Raw genomic sequence first — 18,390 nt, 5'->3', positions numbered from 1 at the left:
ATTCTATTGATTTATTATTAGGAGGATATCAATGGAAAACGATTTGCAATATAAGAAAGAATTGAGTTATTCTAACGCTAAAAATATTAATCTTACACTTTTGATCATTCATATTTTACTATTTCTTCTGTTTATGTATTTAAAAGCATCTATCATGGCTTATGTTAATATTGTCAGCATTACGATTTATACAATTGCTTTTTATGTTATAAGAAAAAAGTGGTATATTATTTTTTTACGCATGGTTTATATTGAAATTTTGATTCACATGCTACTTGCATCTATTATAATGGGCTGGGGTTATGGTTTCCAATTATATTCCTTTTTCATAATACCGAATATCTACTATTCTAACTATTTATTAAGACAGCAATCAAAACCAAAAATTTATCCACTGTTACCTAGTATATTAACTATAATCGCTTTTTTAATAATTCGATTTTACTCCTTTTATTACTTTCCTATATATAATACACAAGAATCTACAAAACTTGTAATTTACATAATTAATTCTATCATTGTTTTTGTTTTTTTTATCCTATATCTAATTAACTTTAACAATGTAGTTTCTAAATCAGAAAATTTGTTACAAAAAATAGCCAGTTATGACGAACTAACACAAATATATAATCGTCATAAAATAAAGAACCTACTAAATACTGCTTATTTAAACGCTCAAAAAAGCAGTAAAAAGTTTTGTATCACAATTTTAGATATTGACAATTTTAAATTAATAAATGATACATACGGTCACAATGGGGGAGATTTTGTTTTAAAAAAAGTTGCTTCCATTTTAAAAGAAATGTCCTCGGAAGAATTAATCGTAAGCCGTTGGGGCGGTGAAGAATTTTTAATCCTTCAAACATATACGAATATGGAAAAAAGTTGTATTGAAATGATTCGTAAATTACGTGAAAAAATAAATGCCACTACTTTTTTTTATGAAAAAAAGTCCTTTCACATAACGGTTACCTGCGGATTAGCTACTTATAGTCCCTACCTATCCATTGATTCTCTAATCAAAAAAGCGGATGATTGCTTATATATCGGAAAATATTCAGGAAAGAATCAAGTAGTTGTAAAATAAAAAGCTAGTGACTATGTAAGCCATTAGCTTTTTATAAATTTAATCTAATTTGTTTATAACGATTTGTAACTGTTTCTCATTTAACTTTAAATTCGTCTGTAAATCTAGAACCAAATTATCCATAAGTAACAAGTATGAATGATAATGCATCGCATCTTCTGTATGATACACCTTATATCCCTGTATATGAATCATCTCTAATTTATTAAAATCAAATTCGTTGTCTTTTGTCACTTCTTTCACTACCTTGTCATACAGCCATTTATTCTTTACTCGATAAATAGTATAAGCAAGATAATCCTTTTCTGTATCTTCACCCAATGGCTCCTCATAATAATTCTCTTTACTTATGATAAAACTATCGCCTTTTTCCGCATTTTTATTATATTCTCCTTGAAGTTTTATTCCCATATCTTCTAACGTAAATATTAAAGAATCATTATGTTTAGCTTCCCAAGAAATTGTTCCATCAGTATCAATATACTTTGTATTTTTTATATTCTTATTTCCCAAGCCAAAGAATTCTACAGCTATAAAAAATATTATGATACCCCCTGTTACAGCAAACGTAATTATAATAATTACTTTATAATAGATCGTTTGTTTCATTTCTTTCATAATACCATTTTTTTGGGTTAAAACACTTAAAATACTTGAGCCAAACAAAAATATCGGAACAGATACGAAAATTAGTAATATAAACATTAAAACCTTATCGCCTGATAAATAGCTTACAACCAACACTCCCACGAACCAAGCTGTCCCAATACAAGCAACCATAATTTTACTAACTAAACTCCCAAGATTTTTATAGTAATAAAACTCTTCTCCATTTTTAATTTTCTCTTTTATTTTATGAAACCATCGATAATATATAATTACCTGAAATGTATTCAAAATCACCATACTTATCCCAAGTAAAATTATTGAAAACGACATATAGCTGGAGAATATCTCTACAATTCCATCACTTAACTTAATTAAATACAATAGCCCTAAAATAATCCCAATAAACCAATTCTTAATGTATTGTTTGAAAATACTCTTATGTACCGTTTCAAATTTCTGTTGGGGATCCGTTTCTATCGGAATTGCAGATTTATCCTCTGTGTAAAAAATTTGCACCTTTCCTTCTGCACTAACAAAATTCCACCCCGCCGCTTTGCAGTATTCAATATATTCTTCGTTCGTTGCATTATAATCAACCATAAATTCAGAGGCCTTATCAAATATTTCTACTGAAAATTTGACTTTCTTGGGCTTGCATTTTCTAAAATAGCAGATTGAGCCTTTCCGCTTTTCCAACATCCAGCCTTGTGCCGCTTTCTTTTCTAAATATTCCTTCAAACTGTCTAATTCATTTAACTGACAATTATAAAATCTGATTTGTAACTCCCTATTCATATGACATCCCTCTCTTGTATTACTACCTTTTCGTATTTTTATACCAAAACGTAAAGCAGATACCGAATTACCCGATTTACTTCCTATTATTTATTTCTTGATAATCTGCTATTAAAAGTTTTAACCTCTGAAATTCTGATTCTAATAATTCTCTTCCAGAGACAGTAATTTTATAGCTTCTTTTTCTCCCATTAACCATTGTTTCTTCTATCATCCCTTCCTTTTCAAAACTATTAAGAAGACTATATAGGGTTCCGGGACCTACTGAAACTCTGCCATTTGTTATCCTTTCGACTTTTTCCATAATATCAACACCACAACACTCATCTAATAATGCGATCAATATATAAAACATCTGTTCCGTTAAAGTTTGAAACTTCTCTCTGGCCATATAATTCCTTCTTTCTATAAAACACCTTATCGAATATCGATATTATAAATAATAAAAAAAACTTTGTCAAGGTATAGTGCTTTTAAGAAGTAAGATTTGCAATATATAATTTACTTTTTATTTTTACTTACAAAATTGACCATATCTACATTTTATGAGATAATATTCTATATTTATACAATTTTACAATCAACAACGAGGAGGGCCTTCCTATGAGTCGGACAATACAAACAAATAAGCTTTTATCAGTTATTATTTTTGGTATGAATTTATGTTTAATTTTAATGACCATTTTAGACTGGAAATCAGGTGGTAATATTTTGCCTGTATACGCATCTGTTATAAGCAGTATTCTTTTAGGTGCTGTTTTAGGATACTTAAACATGAAGAATCCTGAAACTATTTTAATTCGCTATGCTTTTGGTGCAATTTTTGGCATAGGTTATCTTATTTGGTTAATCTTTACCAATAATTTAATGGCTTTTGCTTTTACATTTATAGCTGCCTCCATAATTGTTCTATATCATGACCTTACATATACTCTTATCTTAACCGGCATTACAGGGCTGTCCTGCAGTCTTGTTTGTATTGTCCGAGGTTTCATTGGTACTATGGAATGGAGAAATTCTATAATTGGCGTACTCTTTTTTATTATTTATATCGTAACATGGATTACTATAAATCTTCAGCAAAAACGATATACTATGGAAGATAGTAAAACAATTAGAACACAAGAATCTACCCAGGAGAATAGAATAAAATTTTTGAGCGGTGCATCTTTCGAACTAGAAAAATTAATTGAAAATGCTAATAAGTTATCGCAGGAGCTTAGTAGTAAAATGAAAGATTCTCATATTGCTGTGGCTGAAATATCTGCCAGCACAACGGATACTGCCAACAGTATTCAAACGCAGACACATCTTACGAATGAAATCAATATTATTGTAGAAGATTTAAAAAACATTGTAATCGATATTGAAAAAAAGGTAAATCATTCTGTTGATGTCTCTAAAAAAGGGCGGGAGGTTATGGATTCGCTAACAACGTATACAAAAACAATAGAAAATCAAAACAACGTCGTTGTCAATGAAATCAAAACGCTAGAAAACCACGTTCAAAATATCCGCGGAATAACCGGCACCATTGAAAGTATATCTTCTCAAACAAATCTTCTTTCTTTAAATGCTTCTATTGAAGCTGCCCGCGCCGGTGATGCAGGCCGCGGATTTGCAGTGGTTGCAGACGAAATACGAGGACTTTCTGATGAAACTCGTAATTCGACGATTAAAATTGAAGAATTACTAAATGAATTTATCTCTTCCATCTCAAGTTCTACAAAGTCTGTCCTCGACACCGTAGATCTCATGAAACAAGAAATGGAATATGTTCATACTGCCAGTGAGAGTTTTCATACTATGGCAGAAGACTTGGAAGATACTGGACAAAGTGTATTTGTCTTAAATAAAAAATGTGAAGAATTGATTCAATCTAACACCGGAATTGCAGAACATATCTGTACTCTTTCTTCTATGAGCGAAGAAGTAGCCGCACAAGCTACATCCGTTGTCAAACTTCAAGAAGACGGAATCACTAAATCAAAAGAAATTGCTGACTCTTTAGACTGCATGTTAAATACAGCACAAGAAATTTGTAAGTAGGAAAACACCCCAGATGTTAGAAACTTTGTCTAACGTTTGGGGTGTACTTTATTGAAATTTACATTATATTTATTATTAATGATTATATTTTGTTTGAATGGCTTTTTTTCTTGTTTGAAAATAACGTAAAAACATAGTAATAGTTACAATAATATATGCTCCCTCTGGCAAAATAGTCCTTCCATGCCATGGTAACTCTATATTTTGTATAAATTTTGAATAGTAAATAAATCCTAATCCACAAATCAGTAACAGTACTCCTATAATTAAATATCGCTTCATTTTAAACCTCCTAAAGCTTTCAATAATATCGAATTAGATAGCTAAATAAACTGCTTAAATAATAAAATTACTAACTTATATTTTTATATTCAACAAGACGGCTTTCACAGACAATTTTGATTTAAATTAATTTTCTATTTCCAACCATTAGCTTCTATAAATTTATCAGGTATTCTCAGCTTTAATTGTTGATCAATATCTGACCAAAACTCAGTCAGATTAATATTATCGTCCCAATGTTGATTTCATTCTACTGAAATTGCATCATCACCATTAGATATATAACATCCAAAATGTCCTCTATCAAAATTAAGTACAACACAATCCCTTCCATCTTATTATAAAATATTTTTCTGGCTGTATTAATAAATTCTTTTGCTGTATCTTGAACGAAAATAGCATTTCATATTGATGTAATATTTGGCCAAGTCATCCCGTTATAAGTAATATGCATATTTCTTCAATATTTATTCTATCATTCAATTAATAAAGTAATTATTCTAACACACTACCATTATCTAATGAAAGATATATATCTGTACCATCATCACATGAAATATAAATTCTTTTATCATCCACTATACTATAATCATTAATAATATCTTTAAAGCCAATATTCCAAAGTACCGCATTTAAATTATAACAATATACATCCAATTCACATATTATATATATTCTTTCTCCTTTTGAATCTGTTAAGAATTCATAAAATATTGATTGCAAGTTATCATCTGACAATACTTTACCATCAGATGTATTTATAACCATAAGATTTTTCCCAAATCCAACATATATAACCTTATTATCCTTATCGCATACAATTTCTGGATCTATTCCATAATTATAATAAGTTATCCCAATTTTTTTTTCTTTACCTATAGTAAGAACATTAAATTCGTTCTGTACATCATCATACTTAAATATATTAACTTTATCAACTGTTTCTTCTAATTCTTCCAAACTACTAACTCTAAAAACTTGAATATCTATCTCTGTCATATTAATGCCCTCCTTTTACTATAACAGTCAATAATCTGTTTCCATCCCAAACAGACTCAACCATAACTGCTCCGCCTGGACCCATTAGAAGACTTTCCCTAGTGGTGGCATTATATTGTACAACGGGTTTACCTGGCAGTTCCTTTGCTACATAACTTCTAGTTTCTACTTTACTAATATTAGTAGAATCATTTAATAAACTCTTCAAATGATTTGATACATATTCTCTCCCAGAAGATGTATCATGAATCCCTATTTTACTCAATTCCTTCTTCATTGCTTTAGCTCTTTCAATATTATGCTTATTCCCCCTTGCTTTTCCAAATAAATAGTCTAATTTATTACCAATATTAGCCTTACTGCCACCCTTAACAAAATCCTCCGCCGACTTCACACCAACCTTAGCCAAATCCTTATTTGATGTAATACCAAGCTTCGCTAAATCATCCATGGAATTTATTCCCAGTTTCTTCAGTTGTTCCACCGAAGTGACTCCTATCTTTACAAGGTCATCTGCAGAATTCACACCAATCTTTACTAAATCATCAATAGATTTAATTCCGATTTTGGCCAAATCATCAAGCGATTTGACTCCAACTTTAACCAAATCATCAAGCGACTTCACGCCTGCATTTAATAAATCATCCACTGTATTTAGCCCTGCATTCAGTAAGTCATCTGCACAGGTAGCGGTTTCTAAAATGGAAGCAGTTTTGGTACCCCTCGCAGCTACTTTAGCAGCTTTTCCCAGTTTATCCAGACCTTTTGCACCTATTATGGAACCGACTGTATAACCTGCTGCATAGAATATCCCATCTTCTTCGATAGAATCCATGATCTGTTGACCCATGGCCGGAATCCATTCGAGACTGACAAACATTTTTGCTGATTCTATTCCTTTTTCGTATGCGTGAGACGCCCACTTAGGCGGATCCATATCTAACAACTTGCAGACTGCTAAAACGTTGACCGATGCATTAAATACAATCAAGCCTGCTCCAAGAGTCACTAGACCTTCTAACAAATCCCAAAGAGCCTTCCTTACGCCATTTTCAAAATCAGCCCTTGCCTTCATGACTTTCCCTACAATTCTAACAAACCACTCCAAATTTCCTTCATATGTCTTTAATAGTTTTCCCGCTTTTGCTGCATAGGTATCATCCATATTTTCAAAAGGAATTACTTTATTTTCATGGAAACTGTCGAGGTTATTCATGTATTGTTTCAAGACATTGTAACTGGCAGGTACTACAATATCAAAAATCTGATCTATTTTAGCACCGTTTCTTTGCTGTTTTTTGATATCCTCATCATCTTCATTCCCTGTCAGTTCATTTACACCATAGGCATACCCTTGGGAATTCGCATTGAAATTTTTAAATTATGTATGACTTCTACTTGCTGGCTAATCTGATATTTGTTCCACCAAATGTCATTACGGTCTACTCGCATCATGTTTTCCTTGTTCTTTGGCCACATAATATTCTGCATGTCCGTGTTATAACCTTGAAATAACTCATAGAGATCTTTAATTTCACTTTTACACTTATTAATATCTTTTTCTAAATCCTCTTGGGTATTCAATATCGCATCAATAGACTTACCTTCACAGTTTTTTAACTTCTTACAAACGTTACTTAATGCTTTTTCCATCGTAGTAACTGCTCTTAAGTATTCATTTAAATCCGATGCGATAGCCTCTGTTTTTCCAAAATATAACTTCAAGTCTCTTTTCATGACTTCTCCCCTTATTCAAAACTATAACCTTCCAATTTTGCTATCAGGTTATTACATTCCGCTTCCATACTAGCTATATAGGATTCGACTTGATCTTTTTGAACCGCATTTTCGAAGTCCATATCATTGAAATTCTTCCTTATATTCTGTTTTACTGAAGTTATATTACTTTTACAATCTTCCACAATTCTTTCCGCATACGCTTTTGTATATAATCCCATTTTTTCGCCCCTTCTTTCTTAATCCTCATTTACTGCTTTGTCATCGCTTTTGCTGATGCGTCATCAACATTTACCAATAAATCTCTGACTACTTTCAATCCGTCCCGAAACTTCGTCATTTTATCTAGCATCTTTGGTGCAACTGTATCTTCCATACTTTTTAATAAATCCTGTGCTTTTGATGCAAAATCAGATTGGAAACTATCAAGTTCCTCTCCCATTTCTCTCAAATAACTCTTATCATATCCTTTGAACTCCTCTAACGCCTGACTTAATTGTGTGATTGCTTCATTCATCGCCGTCACATCTAATCTAGTATTCTTTGTCTCACTCATTTGATTCCATCCTTTCTCTTAACTCATTCTTTTCTTCTTCCGTTGCAAATCCTACAGAATGCATGTCCCTGTCTACCAAAAATTCCTCTTTCATAAGATGGACATAGGTCTCCTCCATCTCATCTGCAAATCCTTCCTGGATAACACTTTGAATCAATGCAGAACTCAAATGAATCACATTTTGACTCCCCAGCATTCCTGTCGGATATGGTACTCCTGCATAATGAAAATAGGTAGAATCTGTATAATCTAGGAAACGATGTGTTATGATAATTTTTAAATTATCACTTCCTTGTGGTGCTGCTTCTTTCATAAATTCAGACTTCAACTCAACTAACGTTCCCAATGGTAATATTTTTTCGCACACATCTATATAACTGATAAGTAGATTTTTTAACTTTCTTCTGGTAATTGGCAATTCCTCTTCTTCACAAATAAAGTATAAACCATCCTCTCTTGTCTCATATGAGATAAATTCATTATTCTCTCTAAACTCTGGCTTCTGCTGAAGCAAAGCTTTATACATACGATAAAGATAATCAGTTTTTCCCCAATAACGATTTCCTACATGATAAAGCCCTGTCTTCATTTTTCCAGGTAAATACTCTTTTTTATCTAACACTTGAATCAATAATGTCATCTGTTGTTCCTTCGTCACTTTATAATCCTCCTCATTAACCTTAGAATTCTTTAAATATTTGTAAATTTGGGTTAGATTTTAATCTACACAATTATATATATTTTCCTATAATAGGCTAATTCTGTCAATGGGACTAAAGTACCAGACTCTTTTGTTTTATAATTTTAACCTGTGTTAAATCTGTTTTATGGCAGCGCTAAATTTACATTAAATGTAAGAAAGTTGATTATTAAAATATAAAATTCAAAATACAAAAACCCTTCTATACGCATTTTTCATCTGCATAGAAGGGATTTTGGTTTATATATAAATAAAATTTTGTTCATTAAGGGGGTAATGTTTCACTTTCACTTATCGAGGTTTAATCGCTTAATGCAGTATCAGTAATTACAAATTCTGTTTCATCAAACACAGATCCTTTGGTAGAAATCAAATGATCATAGCTCTTTACCGATTTTGCTTCGATATCTCGCATTATATCTTTATAAAATCCAACAATTTTCCCTTTATATTTATAGATTGTAATGAGATCAAAAGTAATTTTATTATTAGAACTATTTCTAACAGATACTCCTTCATAATTATCTTTTTTCCATTGGTTAAATAGTGATAAACTAGATTTTTGACTTTTATATTCACCCGGAAGATTATATATTATGAAATTTATTTTCCAACTGGAATAACTTTCACCGATAGGATGTGGAATTGTCAAGTAAAAAGTTTCACCTGAAGCGACGCAAAATACCTGATCATTACAATTGTAAGAAACAAGTTTACCATTTGAATTATAATAATCAACTTTGGCCATAACATTTTTAATTGCTTTTAAGCTAGTTGCCTTTATTAGAAGTCCATCAGGAGTATCAACTACTTCGTCAAGAGTAAAATTTGATTTCCATTCAGGTTGTTTTTTCCTAACATTTATTTTGGCCTTGTACTTATTTTTTCCTACTTTGGCAGTAATAATTGAAGTTCCTACAGCTTTTGCAGTAATTTTCCCATTCCTTACTGTAACGATAGATTTGTTACTTGAACTCCATGCTACCTTACTCGCATTAATGCCATTAACTTTTAGTTTGGATTTTTGACCGGTTGTTAGTGAAATGTCTTTAAAATTTACCTTTACCTTGCATGTATAATTAGACTTCCCAACTTTGGCCTTAATTTTAGCTGTTCCAGCGCCTTTTGCAAATATTTTACCACGTGCATTCACCTTTACAATCTTACTGTTTGATGAAGTCCATTTTATTTTATGTTTGCAGTTTCGTAGTTTTAGTGTCATAGAATTCCCAACTTTAAGAGTGGCTTTCTTTTTGCTTAGTTTTGCACTTTTCGCATAAGTAGTGATGGATGTTCCCTCCAAAACCATGACTGCGGGTGCCACTATAGCAAGAATCATAAAAGTTGTAATAATAAGTCTCTTTATCCTTTTCATATTCATTTAAATCCCTTTCTGATTATATCTCCCCTATTTTGAACAATCACAGTATACAATATTTACCAATAGATGTAAACGAATAGTAATTAAAATGCCATAGCGTTAGTGAAAAATGTTGTTGAGTATACTAAGAAAATAAGCGGAACCAAAATCCATTGAAAGCAAGTTCCCCATCTGTTTCTCGCCTTCTTGAATGTATTTAGGGAATCTTAGTTCTGCATCTGGATGCATTTGTCTGGAAATCCCACCTGTTTGAGAGCTTGCTCGAGTTTGGGATTTCCAGACACGTATTTTGCATCCGGAAGCAGAACTTAGATTCCCTTAATACATGAAACCAAAGAGAAAACAGATGGGGAACTTGCCTACTTAAAATATTTGTGTATACAATCCAATGTTTTATCCACATCTTTTTCAGAATGAGCATAAGATATAAACATAGCTTCGAACTGCGATGGTGCTAAATAAATCTTATGTCCCAGCATATATTTAAAAAATTCGGAAAACAACTTCGTGTCTGAATTTTTTGCCGTTGTATAATCAACCACTATTTCTTCTGTAAAGAAAAGGCATCCTAAAGAACCTATAAAGTTAACAGTACAAGGCACCTCACATTCTTGTAAAATTTTCTGAATTCCACCAAAAAGTTTTTCACCCAGCTCTTCTAATCTTTTGTATATTTGAGGACGTTTGTGAAGTAATTTTAACTGGGTAAGCCCTGCTGCCATTGCAATTGGGTTTCCACTCAATGTGCCTGCCTGATAGACGTTGCCTAAAGGAGCAACCATTTCCATAATTTCTTTTTTCCCTCCATAAGCTCCCACCGGCATACCAGCACCAATAATTTTTCCATACGTAGTAAGGTCAGGCACTACCTGATAGAATCCCTGCGCTCCGGTAAAACCTAAACGAAATCCGCTAATCACTTCGTCAAATATCAAAATCACGTTATGCTTATCGCAAAGGGCTCTTACCCCTTGAAGAAAACCTTCCTTGGGAGGAACCAACCCCATATTGGCTCCTACCGGTTCTAGAATCAAGGCCGCCACGGAACCTTCATTTTCTTCCATCAAACGTTGCACGCTCGCCAAATCATTATAAACTCCGGTCAATGTGTCCTGCGCACAACCGACAGGTACTCCTGCACTATCCGGTACTCCGCTCGTCATGACACCCGAACCTGCTTTGACCAGCATAGCATCGCAATGTCCATGATAGCAGCCTTCAAATTTGATGATTTTATCTTTTCCTGTATAGCCTCTCGCCACTCGGATGGCACTCATTACTGCTTCTGTTCCTGAATTGACCATGCGAACCATCTCGATAGAAGGAATATTTTCACAAATAAATTCCGCCATCTCTACTTCTCTTGCTGTGGCAGCTCCGAAACTCAGACCACTTTCACTGGCTTTGATTACACTTTCCAGGATCTCAGGTCGATTATGTCCTAGAATCATAGGTCCCCACGAACCTACGTAATCTAAGTATTTATTATGATCCACATCATAGACGTAAGCACCTTTTGCTTTTTTAATGAAACGAGGGATCTCCCCAACAGATCCAAAAGCACGTACCGGACTGTTCACACCTCCGGGGATAAATTGTACCGCTTTCTCAAATAATTCTTCTGATTTCATTAACCAATTCTCCCTTCGTCCATAAATTGAGCCAATTCCTTAGCAAAATATGTGAGATAGACCGATGCTCCGGCGCGGAAAGTACTGACTGCCATTTCACAAATCATCTTATCTTCTTCCATCCATCCCATTTGGGATGCTGCTTTTACCATTGCATATTCTCCACTCACACTATAAGCTGCAATCGGTATTGTTGTTACTTTGGACACTTCTGAAATAATATCTAGATATGAAAGAGCCGGTTTCACCATAATGATATCTGCCCCCTCTTCTACATCCAGAAGCGCTTCTTTGATCCCTTCACGACGGTTATGATAATCCATCTGATAACTCTTACGGTCTCCAAAAGAAGGAGCCGAACCAGCAGCTTCACGGAAGGGCCCATAAAATGCAGAAGCATATTTCACTGCATACGATAAAATTGGAACTCTGGTATAATGATATTTATCTAATGTTCTGCGGATTGCCAAGACTCTTCCATCCATCATATCAGATGGTGCGACCATATCTGCGCCAGCCTCTACGTGAGAAAGAGCTATTTTGCTTAATAAACTTAAAGTCGAATCATTATCAACCTCTTCACCTTTTAACAGACCACAGTGACCATTTGATGTATATTCACATAGACATACATCCGTAATGTAATATAAATTGGGAAACTGCTTTTTCGCTTCGTTAAGAGCTCTTTGTATGATGCCGTTCTCCTGATAAGCCTGGCTCCCTGCTTCATCTTTCTCTTCTGGAATACCAAACAGCATTACAGAACTGATACCTGCTTTTGAAAGACGTTCCAATTCAAAAGGCAGACAATCCACACTAAAGCGGTATTGACCCACCATTGAAGGAATTTCTTCTTGAATCTGCGTTCCATCTTTCACAAAAAGTGGATAGATTAGAGAAGATTTGTCCATTCTGGTTTCTCTGACCATTTTGCGTAAACCTTCTTTATATCTCAATCTTCTAGGTCTTTTTAACATCTCCATACTGACTTCCTCCACTATCTTTTCTAATATTTTTCAATTGTATTACCAATTCGATCAGACTGTCAATAGAAGCTTCCTTCGCCACATAGGTCTCCATTCCATAAGAATCTGCCTGCGCTTTTGTCTGTTTTCCAATACAGGCAGCTTTCACTTTTGAAAAATCAATTCCCTCAACTGAATTCACAAATCCTCTGACTGTCGAGGCACTGGTAAATACCACACAATCAATCTCTCCTTCATCAAATTTCACAGCTGATTGATAGAAATCTTGTGTTTGATACTTTGTCACATAAGTAGCAATATCATCTACGATAATGTTTGCTTTTTCAAGTTCTTCTACTAATTCCTTACCACCCAGACTTGCCCTAGGCAACATTACTTTTTCACCCGACTGGCAATTTTTTGCCAATTGATTCCCTAACGATACTCCGTCAAAAACTTCAGGAATTAAGTCTGCAAAAAGACCTTTTTCTTCTAATACTTTCTGTGTTCCAGAACCGATTACAGCAATTTTTAAATGATGTAGTTTTCTTATATCGAGTTCCGCCTCTTTTAATTCTTGGAAAAACACGTTTGCACCGGTAGGACTTGTCAATACCAACCATTGATATTCGTGTATATGCTCAAATGCATTCTTAAGTTTTTGGTTCTTTTCAATTCGTTCCGTGAAGATAGAAGGCAATTCTATTACTTCTGCCCCATTCTGCCTTAATTTTTCTGCCATAGAAGAAATCAAATCTTTTGGTCTTGTCACTAATACCTTATATCCGGCTAATGGTAATGCTTCATACCATGCGAATTCATCTGCCAGTTGACATACCTGACCAACAATAATAATCGCCGGTGTCTGAATTCCCTGCTTCAGAATTTCTTGATATAAAGTAGAGACCGTTGCTACGATACGTCTCTGTCCTGCTGTTGTCCCTTTTTGTAAAATTGCTGCAGGCATCATTGGATTCATTCCAGCCTCAATCAATCCCTTACAAATATCGTTCAAAGACGAAACGCCCATTAAAAAAACTAACGTTCCTTCTGTACGTACCAAAGCTTCAAAATCTATATGATAAGTCTGTCCTGCTTTTTTATGTCCTGTAATGATATGAAGGGAAGAACAAAAATCCCTATGTGTCACAGGAATACCATTGTAAGCCGGAACAGCAATAGATGAAGTGACTCCGGGTACCACTTCGTAAGGAATATGATTCTTAACTAATAATTCTAGTTCTTCTCCTCCTCTTCCGAAGAGAAATGGATCCCCGCCTTTTAATCGAACGACTTTGTTTCCCTTTCGAGCCTCTTCCACTAAGATCCGGTTTATCTTTTCCTGTGGTAAGGTATGGTTTCCTGCACATTTCCCAGCATCAATGAAACGTGCGTTTTTCGGTGCCATGGCCAAGATTCCCTGTCCTACTAAACGGTCATAGATAACTACGTCAGCTTCTTCCAATACCTGTCTTCCTTTTATTGTAAATAGACCTGTATCACCGGGTCCTGCCCCCAACAGCCATACTTTACCTATGCCCATCTTTCTTGCCTCCCAAACATTCCGCCAAACGAATTCCCAATATTTTGGCATTCTCTACCTTATCTTCCATACTTCCTTTATAATATTTTTTACTTTCCTCATTATAATAAAGCCCGGTCAAAAAAATCCGGTCGCCAGTAACCTGTGCATACGCTGCCGTAGGAGAGGAGCAGCCTCCATCAAGTTCCTTTACAAAAGCTCTTTCAGCAATTGCTGCATAAGCAGATTCTTGGTCTAAAAAATCATCTAAGTAACTATAATCTTCTCCTTCTCGCCCCTGCAATGCCAGAATTCCCTGTCCTGGGGCCGGAAGTATTTCTTCAATCGTAAAATACCGGCTGATCCTCTCTTCTAATCCTAATCTTTTCATACCTGCCGCAGCCAATATCAATGCTCCATATTTTCCATGATCCAGCTTCTCCAGACGAGTCAGCACATTTCCACGGATACTTTGAAATTGAGCCTTTGGAAAAAGTTCTTTTAACTGCAGCATACGGCGCCTGCTGGAACAGCCGATTGGATCTTTAAAGTCTAGTTGCTTTCTGCCTTTGGGGAGAATCAAAACATCTCTTGGATCTTCCCTTTTGGAAAAGCCAATGATGGGAAGTTCCTTTGGTATCTGCATTGGCATGTCTTTCAGGCTGTGAACGGAAACATCACTTTTTTTATCTAGCAATGCTTTATCTAATTCTTTTACAAAAAGCCCTTTTCCACCGATCTTGTCTAATGTCTGATCTAATATTTTATCTCCGGTGGTTTTCATAGTAAGTAGTTTAAGTTCTAGATCCGGTCGTTTCTCTTCTAAATAGGAAATCACCATCTGACTTTGAATAACAGCCAATTTACTTTCTCGACTTCCAATCACAATTGCCTTTTTCATCAAACACCTCATTCTATCCATTGATTCAAATTCTCATTAATTTTTTCCCGGATACTTTTAGCTTTTTTATGATCCTCCCCACTGGCGGTGATACCAATCACCAGCTCATCCTTTTTTATAATACCTGGGAAATAAAAACTGCATAGTTCTTTATGACTTGCCACACTAACAGGAATACCATTTTTCAAACAGCTTTTCCCGACCTTCTCATTTAATTCTCGATCATTCGTAGCTGCTAAAACGATATCTGCATCTTGAAGATCACTTTCACAAAATTCTCTTTTTCTTACATTTATCAGACCTTGTTTCATTAGTTTTTGAATCTCATCACTAATATGTGGTGACACTACTGTAATTTTATTTGCAAAATCAGTAAGAATTTTAATACGTCTTGTTGCAATTTTACCTGCACCTATAACTAAAATTCTCTTTTGAGATATATCTACGAACATTGGAAAAAATTTATGATTCTTCATATAGCTGCTCCCAACTATCAATACAACTGATAAATTCTTCTTCTCTTAAGTCATCTCTTAAACTAAAAATCATTTTGTTAACAACTTTATCTGCAGCTTTTGAAATCGTTTGAATTAAATTCAGTTTCTCTGCATCTTCTAGAGAACAACTTTTAAGGGATTTTTCAATACGAAGATTCAAGTCGTTGACTGCTTCCTCTTTAATATATTGAATTCTAGGCATGACCTTATGTCCCCCAAGCCATTGATAAAATTCTTCTATCTGAACTTTAAGTATTTTCTCAGCTTTATCAACTGCTATTTTCATAGCGGCATCTTGTTCTGACGTTTTGAAATCATCAATGTTCATAAGTGTTATTCCCTCTATCTGAACTACTTGCATATCAATATCCCGGGGCACTGCCAAATCAATCAATATCTGAGACCTGCCAGGCTGATATTTTTCAAGCATACATTTCGTCACCGTCTGATGAGGACTGGTAGTCGCACTAACGATATAATCACAAATAGGCAGATACTCTTCTCGATCGCTATAGGAAATTCCCATACAATCTTTGGGTATTTCCACACATCCATGACGATATTGTCTTATCGTAACAAATACATTGGCTCCTGCTTCTACAAAGGCTTGGGCTGCTATTTTTCCCATCTGCCCATTCCCAATCACCATACAGTTTTTGTTTCTGATAACCAGCCTTTGACTCTTCAACTTATGAATTGCTTGGTTAATGGACGATTCATTTCCTTTTGGAAATATTACTTCTGTCTTAACTTTTTTTCCAGCGGTCACCGCTTTTCGAAATAATACTTCTAAAATACTATCACTGAATTGATTCTCTCGTGCAAAACTTAATGCTTCCCCCACTTGTGTAACGATTTGATCCTCACCCATAATCTGGGATTTAAGCCCGCACGCCAGATGAAATAGGTGATTCACTGCTTCTTTACCTCTTAACTCGCAGAAATAGCCTCTATACTGTTTGGGAGCAATCTCTTTTACCTGACATAGTATTTCATAAAGTGAACCTTTAAAATCATCTTTTACACTTGCCCATAGTTCCATTCGATTGCAAGTCGATAATATAATACAACCTTGTATCCCATCCATTTTATTTAACTGTGCTAAAAATGTAAGCTTATTTTTCTGTGTAAAAGCAAATAGTTCCCGTACATCTATTGTGGCATGGTTATGATCAATACCTGCCATACATATATTCATCTTCCAGCTCCTCCGTTTATCCCATCACATCCGCAATATGTTGAACAAACAATTGACGGATCGCAGGATATTCTCCTAATCCTTTTAAAATACAATTGACTTCATAACCTGCGTTTTTAAATTGATTATACCACGAATCTTCTTCTTGACCAGACATATCTTCATTTGCATGATCTCCTGCTACAATCATAAATGGTGTCAGTATTACTTTTTTTGGAGAATAGTCTGCAACTTTATTTAACAATGTCTCGATACTTGGATAAGCCTCAACCGTTCCAATAAAAATATTCGAATGTCCTTTATCCTTGAACTTATAATCTAACGCTGCATAAATTGAATTCACATAATGTGGTGTTCCATGTCCCATCAGAACCAAAACTTCATCCTGTTTTAAGTATTGGAATTCTTCAGCTATAATTTGAATCACGGTATCGTGATCCATCTCATCCGTCAATAATGGATTCCCAAATTTTATTGAATGAAATTCTTTCTGAAACACAGATGCTTCTTCTTTCATAGAATCATTTTCAATTCCGTTAATTACGTGCGTCGGTTGAATTATTACATCCATTATTCCATCTTTTATCATTGTCTCCATAGCTTCCGTAACACTCATGATTTTAACACCGTCCCGTTGGAAAACTTTATCTCTGATGATTTTACTGGTCCACGCACGGTAAACCTGATAATCCGGATAAGCGTTCCGAACCTCCTTTTCAATGGCATCTATGGTAACCATCCGCGTATCATTATATGTAGTTCCAAAACTTACGATTAAAATTGCTGTTCTCTCATTACTGTTCATTCTTATACTCCTCCTTGATCTTATTAAATTATCTATCTATCATATACAGCAAGGCATTGCATATACATGCCGCTATATTGCTGCCGCCTTTTCTACCTTTTGCCACAATATAAGGATTTTCTGACTTCATAATTAATTCTTTTGACTGTACAACATTTACAAAACCTACTGGAACTCCAATCACTAATTTGGGATAATATTTTCTTTCTTCCATTAATTCATAAAGTTTTATAAGAGCTGTAGGTGCATTACCAATTGCAAAAATAAGTGGTCTGTCTAATTGCATTGCTTTTTCCATACTGGCTGCTGCTCTGGTAGAAGCATGCTCTTTGGCTGTCATCGCTACATCTTCGTCTGAAATGAAACAATATACTTCACCTCCATACTTCTCCAATTCTCTTTTATTGATTCCGGCTTTAACCATTTGCGTGTCAGTAACAATACACGCCCCTTGTTTTATAGCCTCTAATGCTTTTTCTACTACCCCATCCGAGAAACAAAGATTCGCAGCATAATCAAAGTCTGCACTTGTATGAATACATCTTTTTACAATCGGTTCTGTTCCGGGTATAAGCAAAGTATCTCCCAATTCTTCTGTAATGATTTCAAAACTACGTGCTTCTATTTCTTTCGGTTCGACTTTTTCAAATATCTCTTTCATTTCTTCTGCCTCACT

Annotated in this window: 20 protein-coding genes; 2 read left to right on the top strand and 18 right to left on the bottom strand. The window is 34.5% G+C overall.

What is annotated here, in order from left to right:
• The first annotated feature begins 31 nt into the window (after nt 1-31).
• A complete protein-coding gene (locus DWV06_RS03625) occupies nt 32-1,087 on the top strand; it encodes a GGDEF domain-containing protein (RefSeq protein WP_115480798.1) in 1,056 nt (351 codons plus the stop codon).
• Nucleotides 1,088-1,126: 39 nt separating this feature from the next.
• On the opposite strand, the gene DWV06_RS03620 is transcribed toward DWV06_RS03625, so the two are convergent.
• Nucleotides 1,127-2,491 (bottom strand): DUF2812 domain-containing protein, encoded by a 1,365-nt coding sequence (locus tag DWV06_RS03620; RefSeq protein WP_115480797.1) that lies wholly within the window; start codon nt 2,489-2,491, stop codon nt 1,127-1,129.
• Nucleotides 2,492-2,567: 76 nt separating this feature from the next.
• The gene (locus DWV06_RS03615; RefSeq protein ID WP_115480796.1) at nt 2,568-2,882 is read right to left on the bottom strand and encodes a PadR family transcriptional regulator; all 315 of its coding nucleotides are present in this window, start codon (nt 2,880-2,882) and stop codon (nt 2,568-2,570) included.
• A gap of 212 nt (nt 2,883-3,094) precedes the next feature.
• Here DWV06_RS03615 and DWV06_RS03610 point away from each other — a divergent pair, with 212 nt between their 5' ends.
• Entirely contained in the window at nt 3,095-4,540 is a 1,446-nt protein-coding gene (locus tag DWV06_RS03610; protein ID WP_115480795.1) for a methyl-accepting chemotaxis protein, read from the top strand.
• A gap of 75 nt (nt 4,541-4,615) precedes the next feature.
• Here the strand turns inward: DWV06_RS03610 and DWV06_RS03605 are convergent, their stop codons facing one another.
• The 16 genes from DWV06_RS03605 to DWV06_RS03530 all read right to left on the bottom strand — a co-directional run bounded on the left by DWV06_RS03605 (nt 4,616) and on the right by DWV06_RS03530 (nt 18,375).
• Nucleotides 4,616-4,822, bottom strand: a complete 207-nt coding sequence (locus DWV06_RS03605; RefSeq protein ID WP_115480794.1) for a hypothetical protein — start codon at nt 4,820-4,822, stop codon at nt 4,616-4,618.
• 495 nt (nt 4,823-5,317) lie between these two features.
• Nucleotides 5,318-5,821: a hypothetical protein gene (locus DWV06_RS03600; protein WP_115480793.1), complete on the bottom strand. Its 504-nt coding sequence runs from the start codon at nt 5,819-5,821 to the stop codon at nt 5,318-5,320.
• Nucleotide 5,822: 1 nt separating this feature from the next.
• A complete protein-coding gene (locus DWV06_RS03595) occupies nt 5,823-7,037 on the bottom strand; it encodes a hypothetical protein (RefSeq protein ID WP_115480792.1) in 1,215 nt (404 codons plus the stop codon).
• A gap of 119 nt (nt 7,038-7,156) precedes the next feature.
• A complete protein-coding gene (locus tag DWV06_RS03590) occupies nt 7,157-7,558 on the bottom strand; it encodes a hypothetical protein (protein ID WP_115480791.1) in 402 nt (133 codons plus the stop codon).
• 11 nt (nt 7,559-7,569) lie between these two features.
• The gene (locus DWV06_RS03585; RefSeq protein WP_115480790.1) at nt 7,570-7,779 is read right to left on the bottom strand and encodes a hypothetical protein; all 210 of its coding nucleotides are present in this window, start codon (nt 7,777-7,779) and stop codon (nt 7,570-7,572) included.
• Between the two features lie 29 nt (nt 7,780-7,808).
• The gene (locus DWV06_RS03580) at nt 7,809-8,114 is read right to left on the bottom strand and encodes a hypothetical protein (RefSeq protein WP_115480789.1); all 306 of its coding nucleotides are present in this window, start codon (nt 8,112-8,114) and stop codon (nt 7,809-7,811) included.
• Nucleotides 8,107-8,772 carry a DUF4176 domain-containing protein gene (locus tag DWV06_RS03575; protein WP_115480788.1) on the bottom strand — a complete coding sequence of 222 codons (666 nt, stop codon included), beginning with the start codon at nt 8,770-8,772 and terminating at the stop codon, nt 8,107-8,109. Before DWV06_RS03575 ends, DWV06_RS03580 begins: the two co-directional genes overlap by 8 nt.
• Before the next feature lie 343 nt (nt 8,773-9,115).
• The gene (locus tag DWV06_RS03570) at nt 9,116-10,189 is read right to left on the bottom strand and encodes an Ig-like domain-containing protein (protein WP_162300563.1); all 1,074 of its coding nucleotides are present in this window, start codon (nt 10,187-10,189) and stop codon (nt 9,116-9,118) included.
• A 365-nt stretch (nt 10,190-10,554) separates the two neighbouring features.
• A complete protein-coding gene (hemL, locus tag DWV06_RS03565; RefSeq protein ID WP_115480786.1) occupies nt 10,555-11,826 on the bottom strand; it encodes a glutamate-1-semialdehyde 2,1-aminomutase in 1,272 nt (423 codons plus the stop codon).
• Nucleotides 11,826-12,809 carry a porphobilinogen synthase gene (gene hemB / locus DWV06_RS03560; RefSeq protein WP_115480785.1) on the bottom strand — a complete coding sequence of 328 codons (984 nt, stop codon included), beginning with the start codon at nt 12,807-12,809 and terminating at the stop codon, nt 11,826-11,828. Before hemB ends, hemL begins: the two co-directional genes overlap by 1 nt.
• Nucleotides 12,787-14,334: a uroporphyrinogen-III C-methyltransferase gene (gene cobA / locus DWV06_RS03555; protein ID WP_115480784.1), complete on the bottom strand. Its 1,548-nt coding sequence runs from the start codon at nt 14,332-14,334 to the stop codon at nt 12,787-12,789. Before cobA ends, hemB begins: the two co-directional genes overlap by 23 nt.
• Nucleotides 14,321-15,214: a hydroxymethylbilane synthase gene (gene hemC, locus DWV06_RS03550; protein WP_115480783.1), complete on the bottom strand. Its 894-nt coding sequence runs from the start codon at nt 15,212-15,214 to the stop codon at nt 14,321-14,323. Before hemC ends, cobA begins: the two co-directional genes overlap by 14 nt.
• An 8-nt stretch (nt 15,215-15,222) precedes the next feature.
• A complete protein-coding gene (locus tag DWV06_RS03545) occupies nt 15,223-15,690 on the bottom strand; it encodes a precorrin-2 dehydrogenase/sirohydrochlorin ferrochelatase family protein (protein WP_115480782.1) in 468 nt (155 codons plus the stop codon).
• Complete coding sequence (hemA, locus tag DWV06_RS03540; RefSeq protein WP_115480781.1) at nt 15,677-16,909, bottom strand: glutamyl-tRNA reductase; 1,233 nt, start codon at nt 16,907-16,909, stop codon at nt 15,677-15,679. The genes DWV06_RS03545 and hemA overlap by 14 nt, the downstream gene beginning before the upstream one ends.
• Nucleotides 16,910-16,925: 16 nt before the next feature.
• Nucleotides 16,926-17,714, bottom strand: coding sequence for a sirohydrochlorin cobaltochelatase (locus DWV06_RS03535; protein WP_115480780.1), 789 nt, complete (start codon nt 17,712-17,714; stop codon nt 16,926-16,928).
• A 28-nt stretch (nt 17,715-17,742) separates the two neighbouring features.
• Nucleotides 17,743-18,375, bottom strand: coding sequence for a precorrin-8X methylmutase (locus tag DWV06_RS03530; protein WP_115480779.1), 633 nt, complete (start codon nt 18,373-18,375; stop codon nt 17,743-17,745).
• Between the last annotated feature and the right edge of the window lie 15 nt (nt 18,376-18,390).

Source organism: Anaerosacchariphilus polymeriproducens (assembly GCF_003363435.1).
In the GTDB taxonomy this organism is placed as follows: domain Bacteria; phylum Bacillota; class Clostridia; order Lachnospirales; family Lachnospiraceae; genus Anaerosacchariphilus; species Anaerosacchariphilus polymeriproducens.
Note: the sequence above shows the minus strand (reverse complement) of the source record. Positions and strands in the feature narration are given on the sequence as shown.

Coding starts and splice junctions, on each gene's coding strand:
- DWV06_RS03610 (WP_115480795.1), top strand. CDS start 3,095: ATGAGTCGGACAATACAAACAAATAAGCTTTTATCAGTTATTATTTTT.
- DWV06_RS03605 (WP_115480794.1), bottom strand. CDS start 4,822: ATGAAGCGATATTTAATTATAGGAGTACTGTTACTGATTTGTGGATTA.
- DWV06_RS03580 (WP_115480789.1), bottom strand. CDS start 8,114: ATGAGTGAGACAAAGAATACTAGATTAGATGTGACGGCGATGAATGAA.
- hemA (WP_115480781.1), bottom strand. CDS start 16,909: ATGAATATATGTATGGCAGGTATTGATCATAACCATGCCACAATAGAT.
- DWV06_RS03545 (WP_115480782.1), bottom strand. CDS start 15,690: ATGAAGAATCATAAATTTTTTCCAATGTTCGTAGATATATCTCAAAAG.
- DWV06_RS03620 (WP_115480797.1), bottom strand. CDS start 2,491: ATGAATAGGGAGTTACAAATCAGATTTTATAATTGTCAGTTAAATGAA.
- DWV06_RS03625 (WP_115480798.1), top strand. CDS start 32: ATGGAAAACGATTTGCAATATAAGAAAGAATTGAGTTATTCTAACGCT.
- DWV06_RS03530 (WP_115480779.1), bottom strand. CDS start 18,375: ATGAAAGAGATATTTGAAAAAGTCGAACCGAAAGAAATAGAAGCACGT.
- DWV06_RS03615 (WP_115480796.1), bottom strand. CDS start 2,882: ATGGCCAGAGAGAAGTTTCAAACTTTAACGGAACAGATGTTTTATATA.
- DWV06_RS03570 (WP_162300563.1), bottom strand. CDS start 10,189: ATGAAAAGGATAAAGAGACTTATTATTACAACTTTTATGATTCTTGCT.
- DWV06_RS03590 (WP_115480791.1), bottom strand. CDS start 7,558: ATGAAAAGAGACTTGAAGTTATATTTTGGAAAAACAGAGGCTATCGCA.
- hemC (WP_115480783.1), bottom strand. CDS start 15,214: ATGAAAAAGGCAATTGTGATTGGAAGTCGAGAAAGTAAATTGGCTGTT.
- DWV06_RS03535 (WP_115480780.1), bottom strand. CDS start 17,714: ATGAACAGTAATGAGAGAACAGCAATTTTAATCGTAAGTTTTGGAACT.
- hemL (WP_115480786.1), bottom strand. CDS start 11,826: ATGAAATCAGAAGAATTATTTGAGAAAGCGGTACAATTTATCCCCGGA.
- cobA (WP_115480784.1), bottom strand. CDS start 14,334: ATGGGCATAGGTAAAGTATGGCTGTTGGGGGCAGGACCCGGTGATACA.
- DWV06_RS03595 (WP_115480792.1), bottom strand. CDS start 7,037: ATGAATAACCTCGACAGTTTCCATGAAAATAAAGTAATTCCTTTTGAA.
- hemB (WP_115480785.1), bottom strand. CDS start 12,809: ATGGAGATGTTAAAAAGACCTAGAAGATTGAGATATAAAGAAGGTTTA.
- DWV06_RS03585 (WP_115480790.1), bottom strand. CDS start 7,779: ATGGGATTATATACAAAAGCGTATGCGGAAAGAATTGTGGAAGATTGT.
- DWV06_RS03600 (WP_115480793.1), bottom strand. CDS start 5,821: ATGACAGAGATAGATATTCAAGTTTTTAGAGTTAGTAGTTTGGAAGAA.